Raw genomic sequence first — 18,685 nt, forward strand, 5'->3', positions numbered from 1 at the left:
TGCTTAATTCAGCTCTTGTAAAAAACTTTTTCCATGTTTAGGCATTGCTACGCCAAAATTTTCTGCTACCGTTGCGCCAATATCCGCAAACGTTTGACGAATAGAAAGTTCTTTTCCTTCTTTCATGCCTTTATTGTACACAAGAAGCGGCACGTATTCACGCGTATGGTCTGTCCCATGATGAACAGGGTCATTTCCATGATCCGCTGTAATAATCAATAAATCATCTTCTTTTAATAAATCAAATACTTCTTCCAAGCGTGCATCATATTCTTCAAGCGCTTGCCCATATCCTTGTGGATCGCGGCGATGGCCATAGAGAGCATCAAAATCAACTAAATTTAAGAAGCTTAAGCCTGTGAAGTCCATGTTTAATGTATCAACTAGCTTATCCATGCCGTCCATATTCGACTTGGTACGAAGAGATTTTGTGACCCCTTCTCCGTCGTAAATATCAGAAATTTTACCGATAGCAATAACATCGATGTCATTGTCTTTTAATTCATTCATTACTGTACGTCCAAAAGGCTTTAATGCATAGTCATGACGATTGGATGTACGAGTGAAGTTACCTGGTTCACCTAAAAACGGGCGAGCAATAACACGTCCAATCATATATGGATCATCAAGCGTTAATTCACGAGCAATCTCACAAATTTTGTACAATTCATCAATTGGAACAATTTCTTCATGAGCAGCAATTTGCAAAACAGAATCCGCTGATGTATAGACGATTAAGTCACCTGTTTCCATATGCTGCTTTCCTAACTCATCTAAAATTTCTGTACCAGATGCTGGTTTGTTCCCAATAATTTTACGGCCTGTTTTTTCTTCTAATTGTGAAATCAGCTCTTCTGGAAATCCGTCTGGAAACACATTAAAAGGCGTATCAATATTAAGGCCCATAATTTCCCAATGACCTGTCATTGTATCTTTTCCGGCAGAAGCTTCCTGCATCTTTGTATAGTAAGCGAGCGGCTTTTCGGCTTTATCAATTCCTTTAATTTCACGAATATTGCTTAGACCAAGCTTAGCCATATTAGGCATATGAAGACCGTTGCAGTGCTCTGCAATATGACCAAACGTATCGGCACCTTTATCATTGTATTTTTCAGCATCCGGTGATTCACCGATACCTACTGAATCCATTACAACTAAAAATACGCGTTTATATGTATACGCCATTTTATTCCCTCCAAATATCAATTTATTTATTCTCTATAAAATTCCCGTTTGGAAATAATTTAACCATCTTCTCTTATTGGTCAGAAGTCTGACCTCTCTATTAGTATAGACGCTTTTTATTTTTTTGTACACAGGAATGAAAGTGTTTTCAATCAAAAAAACCAATGTCTATGAACTTACTGGACATTGGGATCTTCCTACGCTCGCGGGTGAAACTGATTGTATACATCTTTTAAACGAGCTTTTGTGACATGTGTATAAATTTGAGTGGTCGAAATATCCGCATGCCCGAGCATTTCTTGAACGGCTCTCAAATCCGCGCCGTTCTCTAACAAATGAGTAGCAAACGAATGCCGTAACGTATGTGGAGTTAATTCTTTTTCAATTTTTGCTTCAGAAGCTAACTTTTTTAATATTTTCCAAAACCCCTGCCTTGTCAAGCGCCTTCCATGATGATTAACAAAAAGTGCTTTGTCCTGTTCCTTTTGCTTTGTTAAAATACTCCGGCCATGCTGTAAGTACTCTTCAATCGCCTCTGTTGCCAACCTTCCGATGGGGACAATTCTTTCTTTATTCCCTTTTCCGATACACCGAATAAATCCCATCGTCAAATGTGCATCATCAATATTTAAGTTAACGAGTTCAGATACACGAATTCCAGTAGCATAAAGCAATTCAAGCATCGCTTTGTCTCGTATGCCAAAAGGCGTCGAAGTATCAAACACATTTAACAGCGCCTCTACTTCCTCTGCATTTAGCACTTTTGGCAGCTTGCGCTCAAGCTGCGGAGTATCAATATGAACGGATGGATCTGTATCCGCTGATTTTTCCCTTAGTAAGAATTGATGAAAAGATCTAGTTGAAGCTACATGTCTCGCAATCGTTTTAGATGATTTTTGCTGATCACTTAAATATTTCAGAAAATTAACGATGTGGAGTCTTGTTACTTCATTAAATGATTTCAGCTGCTCTACATGCTCTAAATATTGAGCATACTTTTTTAAATCTCGTTCATACGAATCAATCGTATTTTTCGCCAGTCCCCGCTCTACTACTAAATAATGAATAAAATCTTGAATTTGATCATTCAATAGCCTCTACTCCCCGTTTTGATAAAACATAAATAAACGCTCCAGCCACGTCTGATCTTTGTTCACACTTGCTTGCATGACCTTAACTGCTGAACCCGACGGCTCATCATAACGTTTATAATTTTGATACTCTTGAGATACCCATATCATTCCAAAATAAAACAAAAGAGTAAACCCGGTAAATAAGATAAATACTTTACATGTATTATATACCATTTCAGCCCATGATTTCATGAAACAATTCCTCCAATTTTTGATTCTATTAGAAGATATGCCAATTGGGACAGGTTTTATACATGTTTCTTGCCTTTATACGCTGAGTTCTCTCCTTGTCATTTCCTTCCTTTCTATAAAACCATATAGCTTGTAACCTCTTTATTTTTTCTATTTATGTACAACAAAAAACCTTCTCCATTATGGAAAAGGCTTTTACTGCTTGTCTTCTTTATCCTGACAGCGATGGCAAATGCCATGAAATGTCAAGCGGTGATCTTTAATTTTAAAATTCCATTGCTTTTCCACAATTTCTTCAACGTCTTCAAGCAAATCTTCTTGAATTTCGTCCACAGATCCACATTCCATACACACAAGGTGATGATGAAAGTGTGCGGCTCCTTCTTGTCTTAAATCGTAGCGAGAAACGCCATCGCCAAAGTTTATTTTATCAACAATTTTAAGTTCAGTTAACAATTCTAACGTACGATAAACAGTTGCCAATCCAATTTCCGGAGACTTTTCCTTGACGAGGAGATATACATCTTCGGCACTTAAATGATCCTCTTCATGTTCAAGAAGTACTCTTACAGTCGCCTCACGTTGAGGTGTCAATTTATAGCTAGCTGAGTGCAACTGCTGCTTAATTCGCTCAATTCGACTTTCCATAATTATTCCCTCCCTCGCCATTCACTAATCCATTATATCAGATGTGTCGAGGGTGTCAAAATAAAGTTATTCTTAATAAGAAAAAAGAATTCTTTTTATTTAATACTTATTCTTACTTATTTAATAGAGCCATTACACTTTTCATTAAAGTAGGTGATACATAAGCTTCAACTGTAGCTGCACAGGCAACCAAGCATACCATTGCAATCATCGTGCCGCTATAGCGTAAAAAGGATGCAGAAATAGGCTCCGCTGCTTTTTTAAAAAACTGCTGCCGCACAAGCTTCAAAGAAAAGGCAACTGAAGCTGCAGACAGAATCAGAAATGCCGGTATGAGAAAGATATTTTGCGGCATAACAGATACAAAAGATAGCGCAAACCCAGAGAGTCCCATTTGATTGACTAAAAAGCCTACGGTAAAACCAATCACCATTCCTTTTAAAAACAGCAGAATTAACACTACAGGCAAACCAATAATAGCAATTCCTAGTATCCAAATGAGCCCTAAGTATTTAACATTGTGAAAAAAACTTTGCTGAAACATTTCAACGCTGCTTGCTACTTCCCCACTCTTTACCTGTCCGAAAAACCGGTTTAAATAGAAGTACAGGTCTTCTTTTTGATCAAGCGTCAAACTATTTACAACAATAGCCCCAAAAATGATTCCCATTAAAAACAGCACGGTTACAAATAAATAAATAGAACTGTTTTCTTGAAAATGTCTTGCATACGATAATGGCAATTGTTTTTTTCTCATCGTCTTCCTCCTATTAATCGCTTAATAGAGTGTATGATAGAGTACAAAAACTATGCCAAGAATCTTTTAAATCTATCACATAAAAAAGAGATTAAGACATAATGAAATTAATCTAATCTGAATAAGAACAAATGAGATAGTATGGATAGCTTGTGACACCGCTGTTGATTTTCATGCAAGGCTTCGCTTTCCGCGGGCGGCCGGCGAGCCTCCTCGTCGCGTACGCTCCTGCGGGGTCTCACCTATTCCGCTTTTCCCGCAGGAGTCTTCGCCTTGACCTCCAATCAACCGCTAGAACCAACTACATAAATGAAAGCTACGTTCACCATCAACTTAAAAAAAATCCGAACGAATTTGATTCTAAATCAAGAATCTCTATTTATCGTTCGGATTTTTCTTCAACTAATATATGGTTGTCACAAATTTTTTAAGCTAGAGATACGCGCATGCCTGTTTTTTCTCACATCAAATGACGTTTCAATGTAAACCTCTAAATTGCTAGATTGCCGTACGTATGTAAAAGAAAAAACTCTCTTACTCTCCTAATCCGCTTTTTAACTGTAAGTACTGCACAGCATATGCTGTTTTTGCATCGTAAATTTCTTTGTTTTGAATAAGAGTAAGGGCCTCATCTACAGTAACTTCCATCACTTCAACAAATTCATCTTCGTCCAATTCCGCTTTGGTGGTCATCACTTTTAAATCTTCTGCTAAATAAACGTGAACCAACTCATCTGCAAAACCTGGCGATGTGTAAAAAGAAATAATATGGCTAAGGGAATCTGTTGTATAGCCCGTTTCTTCTTCTAACTCACGTTTTGCCGTTACAATCGGCTCTTCTCCTTTTTCCAGCTTGCCGGCTGGAATTTCCACTAAAATACGATCCATCGGTCTGCGATACTGTTTGACCATAACCATTTTATGATCGCTTGTTAACGCAATGACAGCGACAGCTCCAGGATGCTTAACTACTTCTCTTGTACTCGTTTTTCCGTTCGGAAGCTCTACTTCTTCTAAGTACAAATCAATCACTCTGCCTCCAAACAGCTTTTCAGAAGACCGCATTTTTTCTGTTAAATGATCCATTTTCTCCACCTCGTTCTATTTTTTTGACTCTTACATATATTCTATCATACGAATCTTGGGAGGTAGAAAAAATGAAAGTTTATGTTCACGAGAAGCAAATCATTTTAGTCGGTAAAGCATGGGAAATTAAGCAAAAGTTAAAAGAATACGGCGAACAATTTCAGTATGTTGATGAGTGGACGAACGCTATCTCTCAAAATTTTAATTCTTACAAACAACAAGCAGACTGCAGACACTAATTGTGCTGCAGTTTTTTAATCTTCTTATTTGAGTTTCTCTCTATCATAGCGCTACAATAGATAGAAACAAGTAAAAAATAAGGAGTGGCATATATGGAAAAAAGACGCTTAGGTACTTCAGATTTGCTGGTCAGTACATTAGGTTTAGGATGCATGTCTCTTGGCACGGAACAGAAACACGCTGTCAATATGATTGATGAAGCTCTGGAATATGGCATTAATTATTTTGATACAGCAGATTTATATGACTTTGGCTTAAACGAGGAGTTTGTGGGACAAGCTTTAAAAAACCGCAGACATGATATTGTTTTAGCCACAAAAGTAGGAAATCGCTGGAATGATGCAAAAGACAGCTGGACGTGGGATCCGTCTAAAGCTTACATAAAAGATGAAGTGAAAGAAAGCCTGCGCCGGCTTCAAACGGATTACATCGATTTATATCAACTGCACGGAGGGACTGTTGAAGACAATATTGAAGAAACGATTGAAGCATTTGAAGAATTAAAACAAGAAGGCGTCATTCGCTACTATGGTATTTCATCTATCCGGCCGAATGTGATTCGAGAGTATGTGCAAAACTCTTCTATTGTCAGTGTCATGATGCAATATAGCTTGTTAGACAGACGTCCTGAAGAAAGTGCACTTCCCCTTTTGCACGATAACGGCATTAGCGTTGTAGCCAGAGGTCCAGTAGCCAAAGGGCTGCTAACCGAAAAAGGAGAGCAAAAGCTTGCTGCATTCGAAGGTAAGGGATACTTAGACTATAGCGGTACGGAATTATCAAAAACGATTGAAGCATTTCGTCACGTACGACCAAATCACTCTCTGAATTCAACTGCACTTCAATACTGTTTAGCTAATCCTACGGTAGCCTCAGTTGTAGCAGGAGCAAGCTCTTCTTCACAGCTTCGTGAAAACGTAAAGGCTGTCGAGACCTCCCCCCTACAGCCTACTGAAGTGAACAAACTGCACTCGATCTTTAAAGCAAACCAATATGAAGCTCATCGTTAAAAAATAAAAGCGCCTTTATCGGCGCTTTTATTTTTTAAATTCGGACCAGTTCATATCACTTTCATTTAACAGTTCTTCAAACGATTTATTTTTTTCTTTTTCTTTTCGAATTCGAGCAGCTTCTTTACGTTCTGTTTCTTTCTGCTCTTCTTCTTTTAAAGAAAGCGCCTGTTTTTTAGCCTGAAGCTGTTTTAATAAGCTATCATTTAGCTGATCTTTGATACTGAGCTGATCATTTTGTTTTTGTGCTGATTGTTTTTGCTTTTTTTTAGCCATCACAATTCCCCCGCTACTTTAATTGAGAGATATTGTATCATATTCTTGCTTTTGTTACCAAAAATCAAAATGCATCTAGTTTTACATGTTCATCAATGATTAGAGTTGGCTCTGTAGACTGTTGAATATCTTCTACCGTATAGCCTTTCGCTACTTCGACAAGTTTTAGGCCTTCTGCCGTAATGTCAATGACCGCTCGATCTGTAATAATACGATCTACTACCCCTTTTCCTGTCAGAGGGAGGGTGCACTCATTTAAGATTTTAGGTTGGTCTTTTCTCGTCACATGTTCCATAATAACAATGATGCGCTGCGCTCCATGAACTAAATCCATTGCACCGCCCATTCCTTTAATCATTTTTCCAGGAATCATCCAGTTAGCTAAGTCACCAGTTTTTGAGACTTCCATGCCTCCTAAAATCGCAATATTAATATGCCCTCCGCGAATCATGCCAAACGATTCAGCACTGTCGAAGTAAGAAGCCCCTTTTGTCGCCGTTACGGTTTCTTTACCTGCATTAATTAAATCAGGATCTACTTCTCCTTCTTTCGGATATGGTCCAATGCCTAACAGACCGTTTTCGGACTGAAGCACAACCGTTTTATTATCTGAGATATGATTAGCCACAAGCGTTGGAATACCAATTCCAAGGTTTACATAAAATCCGTCCAAAATTTCTTTTTCAGCACGTTTTGCAATTCGCTCTCTCACGTTCACGCCGTTTTCAATCATGAAAAATCTCTCCCCTTTTGTTATTTTTGAACGGTTAAACGCTCAATACGTTTTTCTTGTTCACCAATAATTAACGATTGAACATATACACTAGGTGTGTGGATAATATTTGGATCAAGTGAACCTGTTGGATGAAGTTCCTCTACTTCTGCTATCGTCACTTTTCCTGCTGCTGCAATCATTGGGCTGAAATTGCGCGCTGTCTTGTTATACACTAAATTCCCCATATGATCGGCTTTCCAAGCTCTAACCAAACTAAAATCAGCTTTTAACGCCTCTTCTAGTAAATATTCTTTCCCATCAAACACACGAACTTCTTTTCCTTCAGCAATGGGTGTTCCCACTCCCGCTGGTGTATAAAATGCAGGTATGCCCGCTCCGCCGGCGCGAATCTTTTCAGCTAGCGTGCCTTGAGGTAGCAATTCTACTTCAATTTCTCCTGACAATACTTGTCTTTCAAACTCTTTATTTTCTCCCACGTAAGAGCCAATCATCTTTTTAATTTGTTTGTTTTTCAGAAGCAGTCCAAGTCCCCAGTCGTCTACGCCGCAGTTATTTGAAATTACGGTTAAATCTTTTACCCCTGTTTCAACTAACGCTAAAATCAAATTCTCCGGAATTCCACATAAACCAAAACCACCGACCATCATCGTAGCACCGTCGTGAATATCTTTCACCGCTTCTTTAAACGACGTATGTACTTGTTTCATACATAACCACCCCTTCGTTATTTTTGAAAACGCTTTCTAATCTATTATAAAAGATTTTTATTTCTTTTTAAATATATATATAACTAAAAATTATAATTTAATCATTTTTTTGTCAAAAAAGTTATATTAGTAGACAAAATTCAAAGAAAAACAAAAACGCCACGAGTTCCAAAGCAGTATGTTTGGAATCTGTGGCGTTGTGATATAGCTTTAATGTTTGTTAAAGCTATATCAAAAATTAAGGACGTTCAACGATTGTTGCAACGCCTTGGCCTCCGCCAATACATAACGTTGCTAAACCAAGTTTTGCGTCGCGTTTTTGCATTTCATGAATAAGTGAAACCAGGACACGTGTACCACTTGCACCAATAGGATGTCCAAGCGCAATTGCTCCACCGTTTACATTTAAAATATCATGGTTAAATTGAAGTTCACGATCCACAGCGATTGACTGTGCAGCGAATGCTTCGTTTGCTTCTACTAGTTGAACGTCTTCTAATGAAACAGCAGCTCTTTCAAGCGCCTTTTTCACTGCGCTTACAGGACCGATTCCCATAATGCTTGGGTCTACTCCAGCAGTTGCATTAGCTTTAATAGACACTAATGGTGTTAGGCCTAACTCGTCTGCTTTTTTACGGCTCATTACCACTACTGCAGCTGCACCGTCATTGATACCAGATGCATTACCAGCTGTTACTGAACCGTCTTTTTTGAAAGCTGGACGTAGCTTTCCTAGACTTTCAGCCGTTGTGCCTGCGCGTGGGAACTCATCTTGTTCAAAAATTGTTACTTGGCCTTTTCTTCCAGGCACTTCTACTGGCACAATTTCATCTGAGAAACGGCCAGATTGAATAGCTGCTTCTGCTTTTTGCTGACTTGAAGCTGCAAATGCATCTTGTTCGTCGCGAGTAATTTCATATTTATCACACAGGTTTTCAGCTGTAACGCCCATATGGTAGTCGTTAAATGCACACCATAATCCATCTTGGATCATGCTGTCGACTACTTTTTGATCGCCCATTTTAAACCCGTTGCGTGCATTTTTTAATAGGTATGGTGCTTGGCTCATGTTTTCCATTCCACCAGCAACAATCACATCAGCATCCCCAGCAAGAATCGCCTGTGTAGCGAGATGTACTGCTTTTAGTCCTGATCCGCATACTTTATTGATGGTTAATGCTGAAACAGTTTCAGGTAACCCTGCTGCTAAAGTTGCTTGTCGTGCTGGATTTTGTCCTAAACCTGCTTGTAAGACATTTCCCATAATAACTTCATCTACTTCGTTTGCTGATACCCCTGCTTTGTTTAAAGCTTCTTTAATTACAGTACCACCTAAAGTTGTTGCGGATACATTTTGTAAGCTTCCCCCAAAGCTGCCGATTGCTGTACGTACAGCGCTTACAATGACTACTTCTGTTTGACCCATGTCGAAAACCTCTCCTTACTGTTTGATTACTGTGATTAACTGTCACTTATATTAATTTCGACATCGCTTGCGAAATTCCTCTTTTTTTGTAAAAATTTATAATTTTTATTGAATTTTAATTTTTTAGAATTAAAATAAATATTAGTAAGCGTTTACATTGTGGGAGGAGAGCGGTTTATGGGATTTCCTGAAAAAGTAACAATTATAGAAGTTGGTCCACGAGATGGACTTCAAAATGAAAAAAATTTTGTTCCAACTGATAAAAAAATTAATTTTATCAAAAAATTAAAAGAAGCTGGACTATCTGAAATCGAAATTACATCCTTTGTTTCTCCAAAATGGGTTCCTCAAATGAAAGATGCTTCTACTATTGCACCTATATTCCAGCCTGATACATGCCGAAACATTGTACTGGTGCCGAATCAAAAAGGCTTGGAAAAGGCACTGCAAGCTGATTGCCGCTCGGTTGCGCTTTTTATTGGCGTAAGCGATACTTTTAATCAAAAAAATATTAACAAAAACACCGAAGAAGCTGTCCAAACGCTGCTTCCTCTCATTCAGCAGCTTAAGCAGCAAGAATGTTTTATTCGCACCTGCATTTCCACCGCCTTTTATTGCCCATATGAAGGAAAAATAAATGAACGTGACGTGCTGAGCCTTTGCGAAAGCTTTGTGGAAGCTGGAGTAGATGAGCTAAGCGTTGCCGATACAATTGGCATGGCAAATCCTAAAGATGTATTTTCACTTTTCTCGAAATTAAAACAAAGTTTTTCCCACACGCTACTTGCTGCGCACTTTCACGATACGAGAGGATTGGCTATTGCAAATATCTATGCAGCTCTGCAAGCCGGTATTAACAGGTTCGATTCATCCGCTGGCGGGCTAGGAGGATGTCCATTTGCTAAGGGAGCAACGGGAAACGTAGCTACCGAAGATCTTGTCTTTATGCTTCATGAAATGGGTATTTCCACTTCTATTAATGAAGAAAAGCTGCTCGAAGCGGTCGATTTTATCGCTCCTTACATTTCAAGACCGATTGAAAGCAAGCAATACTCTTTATTTGCACAGCGTTAAAAATTAGGTTTTTATGAGAGCGATGCTATAATAACTAATAGCTATATTAACAAAAGGAGCCGCTAATCATGAAAAAATGGCTATTATTAGTAGGAAGCGTTCTCGGAGCATTTGCCGCTCTTGGCATCTTTTTTACAAATCAAATGATGTACATCCGTAAAAAGACCGACAAAGTTATTATTGACCGCGATATGGAAGATGGCTTTTATGATGAGAAAGTCTATAGCACTCTTCCTAAAGAAGCATTTGTACTTCCTTCTTCTCTAGGCTATAACATAGCTGGAACCGTTATTAAACAACACGATAACAACCGATTTATGATTCTTTCGCATGGAGTCACAGTTCATTCACTGAATTCTATGAAATATGCTCGGCTTTTTCTGAAGCTTGGATGGAACGTCGTTCTTTATGATCATCGCCGTCACGGCAAGTCTGAAGGGAAAACAACGAGCTACGGCTATTATGAAAAGCTGGACCTTCAATCTGTTGTTCACTGGGTAAAAGAACAATTCGGTTCAACTATTTCCCTTGGGATTCACGGGGAGTCTATGGGAGCTGCGACCACTCTTTTGTATGCTGGAATGGAAGACGGAGCTGATTTTTATATTGTCGACTGCCCTTTTTCAGACTTGGAAGAACTTCTTGCCTATCGCTTAAAACAAGATTTCCATCTGCCCAAACAGCTTGTGATGCCAGCAGCCAATATTATTTTAAAATGGCGAGAAGGCTATTCATTTAAAGACGTATCCCCCATTTCAGTCGTAGATCAAATAAAACATCCTGTTCTGTTTATCCATAGTAAAGAAGATGACTATATTCTTCCTAAAATGACCGAGCAGCTGCATGCCAAAAAAATGGGTGCAAAACGGATGTATTTGGCACCTGTAGGCACTCATGCCCGCTCGTATGCTGATAATCCAGGGGAATATGAACAAGTTATTGAATCATTTTTAGAAAAAATACAAAAAGAAGCGCATTAAAGCGCTTCTTTTGTTTTATCGATGAATGACATGCGCGGATTTAAAATTTGAGAAGGACATTTTAGCATAAACGCATATGCACTTTCATTGTAGTCAACCGTCATATTATCATCTAGAAATACTTGCTTTGTTTTTTCGACAAGAACGGGAACAAAATTCGTCTCGATGGTCACATCATCGCTCTCTTTTTCATCAACAATCCATAGCGTCGTTACACCGCTCACCACACAGCCGCATCCATCCGTATCGTATTTCAATTTTAAATATAGTGAAGAATCTTTTCCGTACTTTTCTTGTATTTTTGTTATCGCTTTATCTGTAAAGGTAATATTCATTTTCCTTTAACTCCTTTTAAACTAATTGTATAAACAAACGAAAATTGCTTATATAATGAGTATAATACACATCTTGCTTTCATTAAACTCTGGCGCTTCATATAGGTGTGTACAAAAAGGAGGTTTTTCTATGTCAAAAGTACAAATTAAAGTAATGGATAACGGTTCTTTCCGTGTCACTGGAGACGTTGAATTAATTGATGCAGACGGCAATAAATTTGAAACAAAGCCGACATTTTCACTATGCCGATGTGGCCAGTCGCAAAAGATGCCCTTTTGCGACGGAAATCATAAAGGAAAATTCGACTCTTGTGTGCGCGCTGCAAAAGTTTTAGACGAGCAGTAGATTCATAGAAATACAGCTTTACTGAACGAAAGCATTAACGAAAAACATTGATAACCTGTGATTAAAGCACAGGTTATTTTCTATTAAACGCATCCCCTGCCAATTTTTCTACGAGCCCCGGGGCAAGCTGATACACCTTCGAACCCATGTTCATCCACTTAGGCAAGTTGACTTCTCGTTTTGGTTTCCCAATAATATTGACCGTTTTTTCAGCTACGTATTGAGGTGTTAACATAAACTTTTCTACACTTTTTTCATAGTTTCCTGACTGATCCGCTATTGAAAAAAAGTTGGTTTGAATAGGACCTGGATTCACTGCGGTTACATAGATATCCGTTTTTGCTAATTCCATTCGCAGGCTGTTGGTAAACCCTAGCACGGCATGTTTAGAAGCTGAATAGCCACTGGATTTAGGCGTTGCCAGTTTGCCTGCTTGAGAAGCAATGTTAATAATATGTCCTTTGTTTTCTTTTAGCATATAAGCTAAAATTTCTTGTGTACATGCAATTAATCCAATAACATTGACTTGAAACATTGATGCAATTGTCGAAATGGATGCTTCTTTCACTTCTTCAAATACACCAAAGCCTGCATTATTAATCAGCACATCAACACGCTTAATTTCACTTATCATTTTCTGAACAACACTTCTGACTTCCTCTACGTTCGCTACGTCAGCTTTATATATGTAAGAGGTAATCCCATACTTTTGATTAATTTGCTCAGCTACTCGCTGCAGCTTTTCTTCTGTACGTGCAAGTAAAACGGGGACGCCCCCTCTTTTGGCCACTTCATAAGCTAAATGTTCTCCAAGACCTCCTGAAGCGCCTGTAATCACGACATGTTGGTTCTTTAACGAGGATTTCAAATATAACACACCTTTTTTGTAAGTTAAGAGCACACAGAATAAATAAGCGTACTTTCCTTTTCATGTGTACTGATTTTATTTGCATCTTCTAAAAAATCGAGCTGACCAATTGTTTCAGAAAGAGTTAGCCCTAGTTCTTTTTCATAAATAGTAGGAAATAGCTGTTTGCAAATATCAAACGCTGTTTGAGGGCGTTCTTTTATCATGCTAAGCACTTTATCCGCTCGGTCGCTTTGCTTTTGTAACCTCTCTTGTACAAGTTCACGGACATGTAATACTTCATCTCCATGACCTGTATAGATACAGCTTATCTCTAAGTCAAGCAGACGTCTTAACGAATGATTATATTGAAGAAGCGTTTTAGGCCGCTCGCCGCTTGGTTTCATAGGAGGTTCAATAAGCGGATTAGATGAAATATGCTTTAACAGCAAATCTCCTCCAATCATAACCGCTGTTTTTTCATTGTATAATGCAATATGGCTTTGAGCATGACCGGGCACTTCAAGCACTTTCCAACTCTCTAGGCCCGGAATGTAATCTCCTTCCTGCACAGAGGTCGTAAGAGAACGGTGACATGAATACTTCATTGATGCTTTTAAACGTTTTAAATAGGGGCGAAATCTTTCATCTACGCCCGCTTTCATAAAGTGATCTTCAAAAAACGCATCGTACCACTCAAAAAAATCCGGATTCTGAGAGATCCAAGGCTGATTTTTCGCATGACCGACTATGGCGATATCTTTATCAAAAAAATCAAGCATTCCTACGTGATCAGGATGGTGATGAGTTAGGACAACTTGTTTAATATCATCTGGTTTTAATCCTATTTCATTAAGCTTTTCTTTAAATACAGACCACGCTGCCTCCGTTTTAATACCAGCATCGATTAGCGTAACGGTCTGACCTTTTATAACAAAAACATTCACATCTCCTACCGCAAAAGGAGTAGGCAGCACAATTTTATACAATTGCTCATTCATCTGTATTTTTGCTCCTTTACCATCGCATTTTCTTTTAAGTTTACACGATTTTTCCCCTTATTTATACAATTGCTTTCGTTTTCTGAAAATTACATTGACATCCCTCTCTTTTTCATTGCATAATGACAGAAATATAGTGAAGTTTTATTCATATCTTTAGATAACTATGCATTTTATAAAGAAGAGATACACAAACACAAACCTTTAACAGATACTGAAATTTCAGTATCTGTTTTCATTGGATAGCAAATGACTGGAGGAAATTTTAATGAAAACGGATTTAAACATCGCCTTTATTGGAGCTGGATCAATGGCTGAAGCCATGATCTCAGGGCTGCTGTCAGATAAAAAGCTTCGCCCCAATCAAATCACCGTAACAAATCATAGCAGCGATAAAAGACTTCACGAACTTCGAAACGCCTATGGAATTAACATTACGCGTAATCATGCCTTGTTAACAGAAAAAAGCGATATCGTCGTGCTTGCTATTAAACCAAAAGACGTAGCCGAAAGCATCAATACGATTAAGTCCTATATTCGTCCCCATCACCTCGTTCTCTCTGTTTTAGCGGGTGTATCGACTGCCACAATTGTAAACTTGTTTGACCAAGAAGTAGCGGTTGTAAGAGCTATGCCAAATACATCTGCTTCTATTGGATTATCGGCTACAGCCATTGCACCCGGGAAGTTTGCTACAGCGGAGCATATGAACGTTACTACTGCTTTATTTGAAACGATTGGTACGGTTACAACTGTAGATGAAGAGCAGCTTCACGCTGTAACAGGACTATCTGGAAGCGGCCCAGCGTATGTCTATTATCTAGTAGAAGCAATGGAAAAAGCAGCTGAAAAACAAGGCTTGGATACGTCAGTGTCAAATGAACTAATTCTTCAAACGCTTATCGGTGCTGCAGAAATGCTGAAACAGTCACCTAAAACACCGGCCGTACTTCGAAAAGAAGTTATGAGTCCTGGCGGTACAACAGAAGCAGGAATCGAACAGCTTATTTCTCATAACTTCCAAGAAGCGATGATGCAGTGTATTGAACAAGCTACCATTCGCTCTAAATATTTAGGAGATACGATTGACGAAAAAATCTCGAGTAAACGTTCGTAAAGGTTCACCTCTTTCTAAAAAAAGAAAGAGGTTTTTTTATGATTAAAAATGGATAAGCAGATTATGTGAAAGATATTTCAATGCGGTGATATAATAACTTTTGTTTAGAGTATCGAAATAATTGGAGGTTAAACCGAATGACAACAAAACTATTTTCACCTTATACAGTGAAAGACGTAACATTAAAAAACCGAATTGTAATGTCACCAATGTGCATGTATTCATGCGAAAAAGAAGACGGAGTAGTAACCGACTTTCATATGGTTCACTACACAACTCGCGCGGTTGGACAAGTAGGTCTCATTATGGTTGAAGCCTCAGCTGTCGTCCCACAAGGTCGTATTTCAGCTCAAGACTTAGGGATTTGGAATGATGAGCAAAGAGATGGATTAACAAAACTTGTGACACAGCTAAAAGAAAACGGTGCAAAAACGGCCATTCAACTTGCACACGCAGGACGTAAAGCAACTGTTGAAGGCGATATTTATGCTCCTTCTGCGATTGCTTTTGATGATAAAAGTAAAAAGCCTGTGGAAATGACCACAGAACAAATTCATGAAACGATTTCTGCCTTTAAAGAAAGCGCTCGACGCTCAAAGGAAGCTGGATTTGATATTATCGAGCTTCACGCGGCACACGGTTATTTAGTACATCAATTCCTATCACCGCTAAGCAATAAACGCAGCGACGAATATGGCGGCAGCGCAGAAAACCGCTATCGTTTCTTAAAGGAAATTATTGACGCTGTGAAAACAGAGTGGGACGGTCCTTTATTTGTCCGTGTTTCTGCTTCTGACTATACAGAAGGCGGATTAACAGTCGATGATCACGTTGTATTTGCAAAATGGATGAAAGAACAAGGCGTCGACTTAATTGACGTTAGTTCTGGTGCTCTTGTACATGCTCCAATTAACGTATACCCTGGCTATCAAGTTCCGTTTGCAGATAAAATTAAGCAGCAGGCAAATATTGATACAGGCGCAGTTGGATTAATTACAACTGGACGACAAGCTGAAGAGGTTTTACAAAGCGAACGCGCTGATTTAATTTTTGTTGCGCGCGAACTTCTGCGCGATCCGTACTTCCCGCGCACGGCGGCAAAAGAATTAAATGAAACACTTTCAGCACCCGTTCAGTACGAACGCGGATGGTAAAAAAAGACGAGGATATCCTCGTCTTTTTTTATGAAATCGTAAACCTTTTTAAGTCTTCTGCTATATCGGTATTCGGAAAAATTTCTTTTGCTCCTTCTGCTAACTGGCTGACTGCGTCTCCTTGGTAACGCGAACTGATATGAGATAAAATAAGACGCTCGGCCGATGCTGTTTTAGCAATTTCAGCGGCTTCTTTTGCAGTAGAATGAAAATAGTTGTAAGCAAGCTCCTCGTCTCCCGCTGCAAACGTAGCTTCATGGATTAACACATTCGCATGCATAGCAAGCTGAACACTTTGCGTGCACCTTCTTGTATCTCCTAAAACCGTGATGACCTTCCCTTTTTTAGGTTCTCCTACAAACTCTTGTCCATTGATTAGACGCCCATCTTTTAATACTACTTCTTTCCCTTCTTTTAACTGCTGATAATGAGGCCCTGGGGGAATATTCATTTCTCTTAAACGCTGAACGTCCAGTGACCCTGGCAAATCTTTTTCGACAACGCGATATCCATAAGATAAAATGCCATGTTCAAGTTTGCCAAACTCCACTGAAAAAGTTTCATCTTCAAAAATCGTTCCACTTTCACTTTCATCTTCTATTTCAACAACCTCTAGAGGATATTGCAGATGAGTTTGACTTACAGCAAGCGTGACTTCAATAAATTCTTTAATTCCTTTTGGCCCGTATACAGTAAGCAGCGATTCTCCGCCTTGAAACGAACGGCTTCCAAGGAGTCCAGGTAAGCCATAAATATGATCACCGTGAAGGTGCGTAATAAAAATTTTCTCAATTCGTCTCGGTTTAACGGTTGTATGTAAAATTTGATGCTGCGTTGCTTCTCCGCAATCAAAAAGCCACACCGCCCCTCTTTCTTGCAAAAGTTCGAGCGCAAGAGATGAAACATTCCGCTGTTTTGCTGGTACTCCTGCACCCGTTCCTAAAAATAACAATTCCATTTTCTACTTCCTCCTTCACACGCACAAAAAGCCTGTAAGTATATTATACAGGCTTTTTGCAAACTTACCTATTTGATGCTGTCAAGCGCATACGTAATAGTAGCTAATAACAGCTCAATATCACTTTCCTCAATGTTGAGCGGCGGCGAGAGCGTGAGAACATTATTATAGCCGGCTACCGTTGCTCCATTTTTCCCAATAATGACTCCTTTGCTTTTACATTTAGCAATCACTTCATTTACAAGATTAACGTCTAGCGGTTCCTTCGTTTGCTTATCAGCTACAAGTTCAATTCCGATTAAAAGCCCTTTACCTCTTACATCTCCAACGTATGGGTGGCTATCAATAAGCGACGTTAGCTCACTTAATACGTAAGCCCCGAGCTGTTTAGAACGATCAAACAGATTTTCTCTTTCCATAATTTCTAAATTCTTTAATGCCAGTGCACACGCAGCCGGGCTTCCTCCAAATGTATTAACGTGGCGAAAATACTCGTACTGATCGCTATCTTTGAACGCTTCATAGATTTCTTTTTTAACAGCAGTTGCCGAGAGCGGAAGATATGCGCTTGTAATTCCTTTTGCCATGGTAATGATATCTGGTTTTACATCATAGTTCATAAAACCAAAGGCTTCTCCTGTACGTCCAAAGCCGCAAATAACTTCATCTACAATTAGAAGTGCACCGTGTTTTTCACACGTTTCTTTTACGCCTTTCATATAATTTTGAGGCGGTAAAAGAATTCCTCCACCTGTAATAATTGGCTCCATAATAACAGCGGCAATCGTTTCGCTTAGCTCCCACGTCATGACATTGTCAATATCTTTTACAGATTGAAGCTCTTCTTTTGGCGCATGGTAGTCATCTTGCCCTCGGTATGAATCAGGCGGAGCAACGTGAATAAAGCCAGGAGCAAGCGGTTCATATTTATATTTACGCTGAGCTTGGCCCGTTGCTGCTAGTGCGCCCATTGAATTCCCGTGATACCCTCGGTAACGCGAAATAAATTTGTAGCGAGAATGCTCTCCTTTTTGCTGATGGTATTGACGCACAATTTTAAAAGCCGTTTCATTTGCTTCAGATCCGCTATTTGAAAAGAAGATAACATAATCATCACCTAGCATTTCATTTAGCTTCTCTGCTAGTTTGATAGCAGGTACGTGAGATTGAGTGAGCGGAAAATAAGCCAGTTCTTTTAGCTGCTCGTAAGCTGCAAGCGCTAACTCATCCCGTCCATACCCGGTATTTACACACCAAAGCCCTGCCATTGCATCTAAATAGCGATTTCCTTGTTCATCTGTAATCCAAGCACCTTTTGCTTTTGTAGCTACCATCGTTGCATCCGGACTGTATGGTTTCATTCCATGCCATACATACTGCTCATCTTTTGCACGCAGATCTTTTTCATTTTGACTGACCTGTACCATCTTATCCACTCCCAAATCGCTAGCGCGGTATTTTTTTCTGTATGAAAAGA

Annotated in this window: 22 protein-coding genes; 7 read left to right on the top strand and 15 right to left on the bottom strand. The window is 39.1% G+C overall.

The features are described from left to right. Positions 1-3: 3 nt before the first annotated feature. The 6 genes from deoB to NST66_RS21270 form a co-directional block, all read right to left on the bottom strand. A complete protein-coding gene (gene deoB / locus NST66_RS21245) occupies positions 4-1,185 on the bottom strand; it encodes a phosphopentomutase (RefSeq protein ID WP_165635161.1) in 1,182 nt (393 codons plus the stop codon). A 197-nt stretch (positions 1,186-1,382) separates the two neighbouring features. After that, a complete protein-coding gene (gene xerD / locus NST66_RS21250; RefSeq protein ID WP_165635160.1) occupies positions 1,383-2,276 on the bottom strand; it encodes a site-specific tyrosine recombinase XerD in 894 nt (297 codons plus the stop codon). A 6-nt stretch (positions 2,277-2,282) separates the two neighbouring features. Next, a complete protein-coding gene (locus NST66_RS21255) occupies positions 2,283-2,510 on the bottom strand; it encodes a YqzK family protein (protein ID WP_013059081.1) in 228 nt (75 codons plus the stop codon). Positions 2,511-2,705: 195 nt separating this feature from the next. Next, positions 2,706-3,158 (bottom strand): ferric iron uptake transcriptional regulator, encoded by a 453-nt coding sequence (gene fur, locus NST66_RS21260; protein ID WP_013059082.1) that lies wholly within the window; start codon positions 3,156-3,158, stop codon positions 2,706-2,708. A gap of 112 nt (positions 3,159-3,270) precedes the next feature. Beyond that, complete coding sequence (spoIIM, locus tag NST66_RS21265; RefSeq protein WP_014458293.1) at positions 3,271-3,915, bottom strand: stage II sporulation protein M; 645 nt, start codon at positions 3,913-3,915, stop codon at positions 3,271-3,273. Between the two features lie 534 nt (positions 3,916-4,449). After that, positions 4,450-5,001, bottom strand: coding sequence for an NUDIX hydrolase (locus NST66_RS21270; protein WP_028411551.1), 552 nt, complete (start codon positions 4,999-5,001; stop codon positions 4,450-4,452). A gap of 71 nt (positions 5,002-5,072) precedes the next feature. Between NST66_RS21270 and mciZ the strand changes: the two genes are divergently transcribed. Further along, positions 5,073-5,240, top strand: a complete 168-nt coding sequence (gene mciZ, locus NST66_RS21275) for a Z-ring formation inhibitor MciZ (RefSeq protein ID WP_033579730.1) — start codon at positions 5,073-5,075, stop codon at positions 5,238-5,240. A 93-nt stretch (positions 5,241-5,333) separates the two neighbouring features. Beyond that, the gene (locus NST66_RS21280; protein WP_028411552.1) at positions 5,334-6,251 is read left to right on the top strand and encodes an aldo/keto reductase; all 918 of its coding nucleotides are present in this window, start codon (positions 5,334-5,336) and stop codon (positions 6,249-6,251) included. Positions 6,252-6,278: 27 nt separating this feature from the next. Here the strand turns inward: NST66_RS21280 and NST66_RS21285 are convergent, their stop codons facing one another. The 4 genes from NST66_RS21285 to NST66_RS21300 all read right to left on the bottom strand — a co-directional run bounded on the left by NST66_RS21285 (position 6,279) and on the right by NST66_RS21300 (position 9,396). Further along, positions 6,279-6,527, bottom strand: coding sequence for a YqkE family protein (locus tag NST66_RS21285; RefSeq protein ID WP_033579729.1), 249 nt, complete (start codon positions 6,525-6,527; stop codon positions 6,279-6,281). Between the two features lie 64 nt (positions 6,528-6,591). Continuing rightward, positions 6,592-7,260: a CoA transferase subunit B gene (locus tag NST66_RS21290; protein WP_028411554.1), complete on the bottom strand. Its 669-nt coding sequence runs from the start codon at positions 7,258-7,260 to the stop codon at positions 6,592-6,594. 20 nt (positions 7,261-7,280) lie between these two features. Next, positions 7,281-7,970, bottom strand: a complete 690-nt coding sequence (locus NST66_RS21295; protein WP_028411555.1) for a CoA transferase subunit A — start codon at positions 7,968-7,970, stop codon at positions 7,281-7,283. Between the two features lie 238 nt (positions 7,971-8,208). Beyond that, positions 8,209-9,396 (bottom strand): acetyl-CoA C-acetyltransferase, encoded by a 1,188-nt coding sequence (locus tag NST66_RS21300; protein WP_098626947.1) that lies wholly within the window; start codon positions 9,394-9,396, stop codon positions 8,209-8,211. A gap of 177 nt (positions 9,397-9,573) precedes the next feature. Between NST66_RS21300 and NST66_RS21305 the strand changes: the two genes are divergently transcribed. Beyond that, positions 9,574-10,470 carry a hydroxymethylglutaryl-CoA lyase gene (locus tag NST66_RS21305; protein WP_028411557.1) on the top strand — a complete coding sequence of 299 codons (897 nt, stop codon included), beginning with the start codon at positions 9,574-9,576 and terminating at the stop codon, positions 10,468-10,470. Between the two features lie 68 nt (positions 10,471-10,538). Beyond that, positions 10,539-11,450 (top strand): alpha/beta hydrolase, encoded by a 912-nt coding sequence (locus tag NST66_RS21310; RefSeq protein WP_165635159.1) that lies wholly within the window; start codon positions 10,539-10,541, stop codon positions 11,448-11,450. On the opposite strand, the gene NST66_RS21315 is transcribed toward NST66_RS21310, so the two are convergent. Then, positions 11,447-11,785: an iron-sulfur cluster biosynthesis family protein gene (locus NST66_RS21315; protein WP_028411559.1), complete on the bottom strand. Its 339-nt coding sequence runs from the start codon at positions 11,783-11,785 to the stop codon at positions 11,447-11,449. The genes NST66_RS21310 and NST66_RS21315 overlap by 4 nt on opposite strands. Before the next feature lie 130 nt (positions 11,786-11,915). Between NST66_RS21315 and NST66_RS21320 the strand changes: the two genes are divergently transcribed. Then, complete coding sequence (locus NST66_RS21320; protein ID WP_028410691.1) at positions 11,916-12,131, top strand: CDGSH iron-sulfur domain-containing protein; 216 nt, start codon at positions 11,916-11,918, stop codon at positions 12,129-12,131. 73 nt (positions 12,132-12,204) lie between these two features. On the opposite strand, the gene NST66_RS21325 is transcribed toward NST66_RS21320, so the two are convergent. Then, a complete protein-coding gene (locus NST66_RS21325; protein WP_047749858.1) occupies positions 12,205-12,999 on the bottom strand; it encodes an SDR family NAD(P)-dependent oxidoreductase in 795 nt (264 codons plus the stop codon). 23 nt (positions 13,000-13,022) lie between these two features. Next, positions 13,023-13,979 (bottom strand): MBL fold metallo-hydrolase, encoded by a 957-nt coding sequence (locus NST66_RS21330; RefSeq protein WP_028411561.1) that lies wholly within the window; start codon positions 13,977-13,979, stop codon positions 13,023-13,025. A 268-nt stretch (positions 13,980-14,247) separates the two neighbouring features. On the opposite strand from NST66_RS21330, the gene proI reads away from it, so the two are divergent. Further along, a complete protein-coding gene (proI, locus tag NST66_RS21335) occupies positions 14,248-15,096 on the top strand; it encodes a pyrroline-5-carboxylate reductase ProI (protein ID WP_340843687.1) in 849 nt (282 codons plus the stop codon). A 137-nt stretch (positions 15,097-15,233) separates the two neighbouring features. Continuing rightward, on the top strand, positions 15,234-16,250 hold the full coding sequence (namA, locus tag NST66_RS21340) for an NADPH dehydrogenase NamA (protein ID WP_028411563.1): 1,017 nt from the start codon (positions 15,234-15,236) through the stop codon (positions 16,248-16,250). A gap of 28 nt (positions 16,251-16,278) precedes the next feature. On the opposite strand, the gene rnz is transcribed toward namA, so the two are convergent. Together rnz and NST66_RS21350 are read right to left on the bottom strand one after the other, a co-directional pair. After that, positions 16,279-17,208, bottom strand: a complete 930-nt coding sequence (rnz, locus tag NST66_RS21345; RefSeq protein ID WP_165635156.1) for a ribonuclease Z — start codon at positions 17,206-17,208, stop codon at positions 16,279-16,281. Between the two features lie 68 nt (positions 17,209-17,276). Further along, positions 17,277-18,635, bottom strand: coding sequence for an aspartate aminotransferase family protein (locus NST66_RS21350; protein WP_165635155.1), 1,359 nt, complete (start codon positions 18,633-18,635; stop codon positions 17,277-17,279). Positions 18,636-18,685: the final 50 nt, after the last annotated feature.

Origin of the sequence: Priestia sp. FSL W8-0524 (assembly GCF_038005965.1) — a bacterium.
Taxonomy (GTDB): domain Bacteria; phylum Bacillota; class Bacilli; order Bacillales; family Bacillaceae_H; genus Priestia; species Priestia zanthoxyli.

Coding starts and splice junctions, on each gene's coding strand:
- deoB (WP_165635161.1), bottom strand. CDS start 1,185: ATGGCGTATACATATAAACGCGTATTTTTAGTTGTAATGGATTCAGTA.
- NST66_RS21255 (WP_013059081.1), bottom strand. CDS start 2,510: ATGAAATCATGGGCTGAAATGGTATATAATACATGTAAAGTATTTATC.
- fur (WP_013059082.1), bottom strand. CDS start 3,158: ATGGAAAGTCGAATTGAGCGAATTAAGCAGCAGTTGCACTCAGCTAGC.
- spoIIM (WP_014458293.1), bottom strand. CDS start 3,915: ATGAGAAAAAAACAATTGCCATTATCGTATGCAAGACATTTTCAAGAA.
- NST66_RS21270 (WP_028411551.1), bottom strand. CDS start 5,001: ATGGATCATTTAACAGAAAAAATGCGGTCTTCTGAAAAGCTGTTTGGA.
- mciZ (WP_033579730.1), top strand. CDS start 5,073: ATGAAAGTTTATGTTCACGAGAAGCAAATCATTTTAGTCGGTAAAGCA.
- NST66_RS21280 (WP_028411552.1), top strand. CDS start 5,334: ATGGAAAAAAGACGCTTAGGTACTTCAGATTTGCTGGTCAGTACATTA.
- NST66_RS21285 (WP_033579729.1), bottom strand. CDS start 6,527: ATGGCTAAAAAAAAGCAAAAACAATCAGCACAAAAACAAAATGATCAG.
- NST66_RS21290 (WP_028411554.1), bottom strand. CDS start 7,260: ATGATTGAAAACGGCGTGAACGTGAGAGAGCGAATTGCAAAACGTGCT.
- NST66_RS21295 (WP_028411555.1), bottom strand. CDS start 7,970: ATGAAACAAGTACATACGTCGTTTAAAGAAGCGGTGAAAGATATTCAC.
- NST66_RS21300 (WP_098626947.1), bottom strand. CDS start 9,396: ATGGGTCAAACAGAAGTAGTCATTGTAAGCGCTGTACGTACAGCAATC.
- NST66_RS21305 (WP_028411557.1), top strand. CDS start 9,574: ATGGGATTTCCTGAAAAAGTAACAATTATAGAAGTTGGTCCACGAGAT.
- NST66_RS21310 (WP_165635159.1), top strand. CDS start 10,539: ATGAAAAAATGGCTATTATTAGTAGGAAGCGTTCTCGGAGCATTTGCC.
- NST66_RS21315 (WP_028411559.1), bottom strand. CDS start 11,785: ATGAATATTACCTTTACAGATAAAGCGATAACAAAAATACAAGAAAAG.
- NST66_RS21320 (WP_028410691.1), top strand. CDS start 11,916: ATGTCAAAAGTACAAATTAAAGTAATGGATAACGGTTCTTTCCGTGTC.
- NST66_RS21330 (WP_028411561.1), bottom strand. CDS start 13,979: ATGAATGAGCAATTGTATAAAATTGTGCTGCCTACTCCTTTTGCGGTA.
- proI (WP_340843687.1), top strand. CDS start 14,248: ATGAAAACGGATTTAAACATCGCCTTTATTGGAGCTGGATCAATGGCT.
- namA (WP_028411563.1), top strand. CDS start 15,234: ATGACAACAAAACTATTTTCACCTTATACAGTGAAAGACGTAACATTA.
- rnz (WP_165635156.1), bottom strand. CDS start 17,208: ATGGAATTGTTATTTTTAGGAACGGGTGCAGGAGTACCAGCAAAACAG.
- NST66_RS21350 (WP_165635155.1), bottom strand. CDS start 18,635: ATGGTACAGGTCAGTCAAAATGAAAAAGATCTGCGTGCAAAAGATGAG.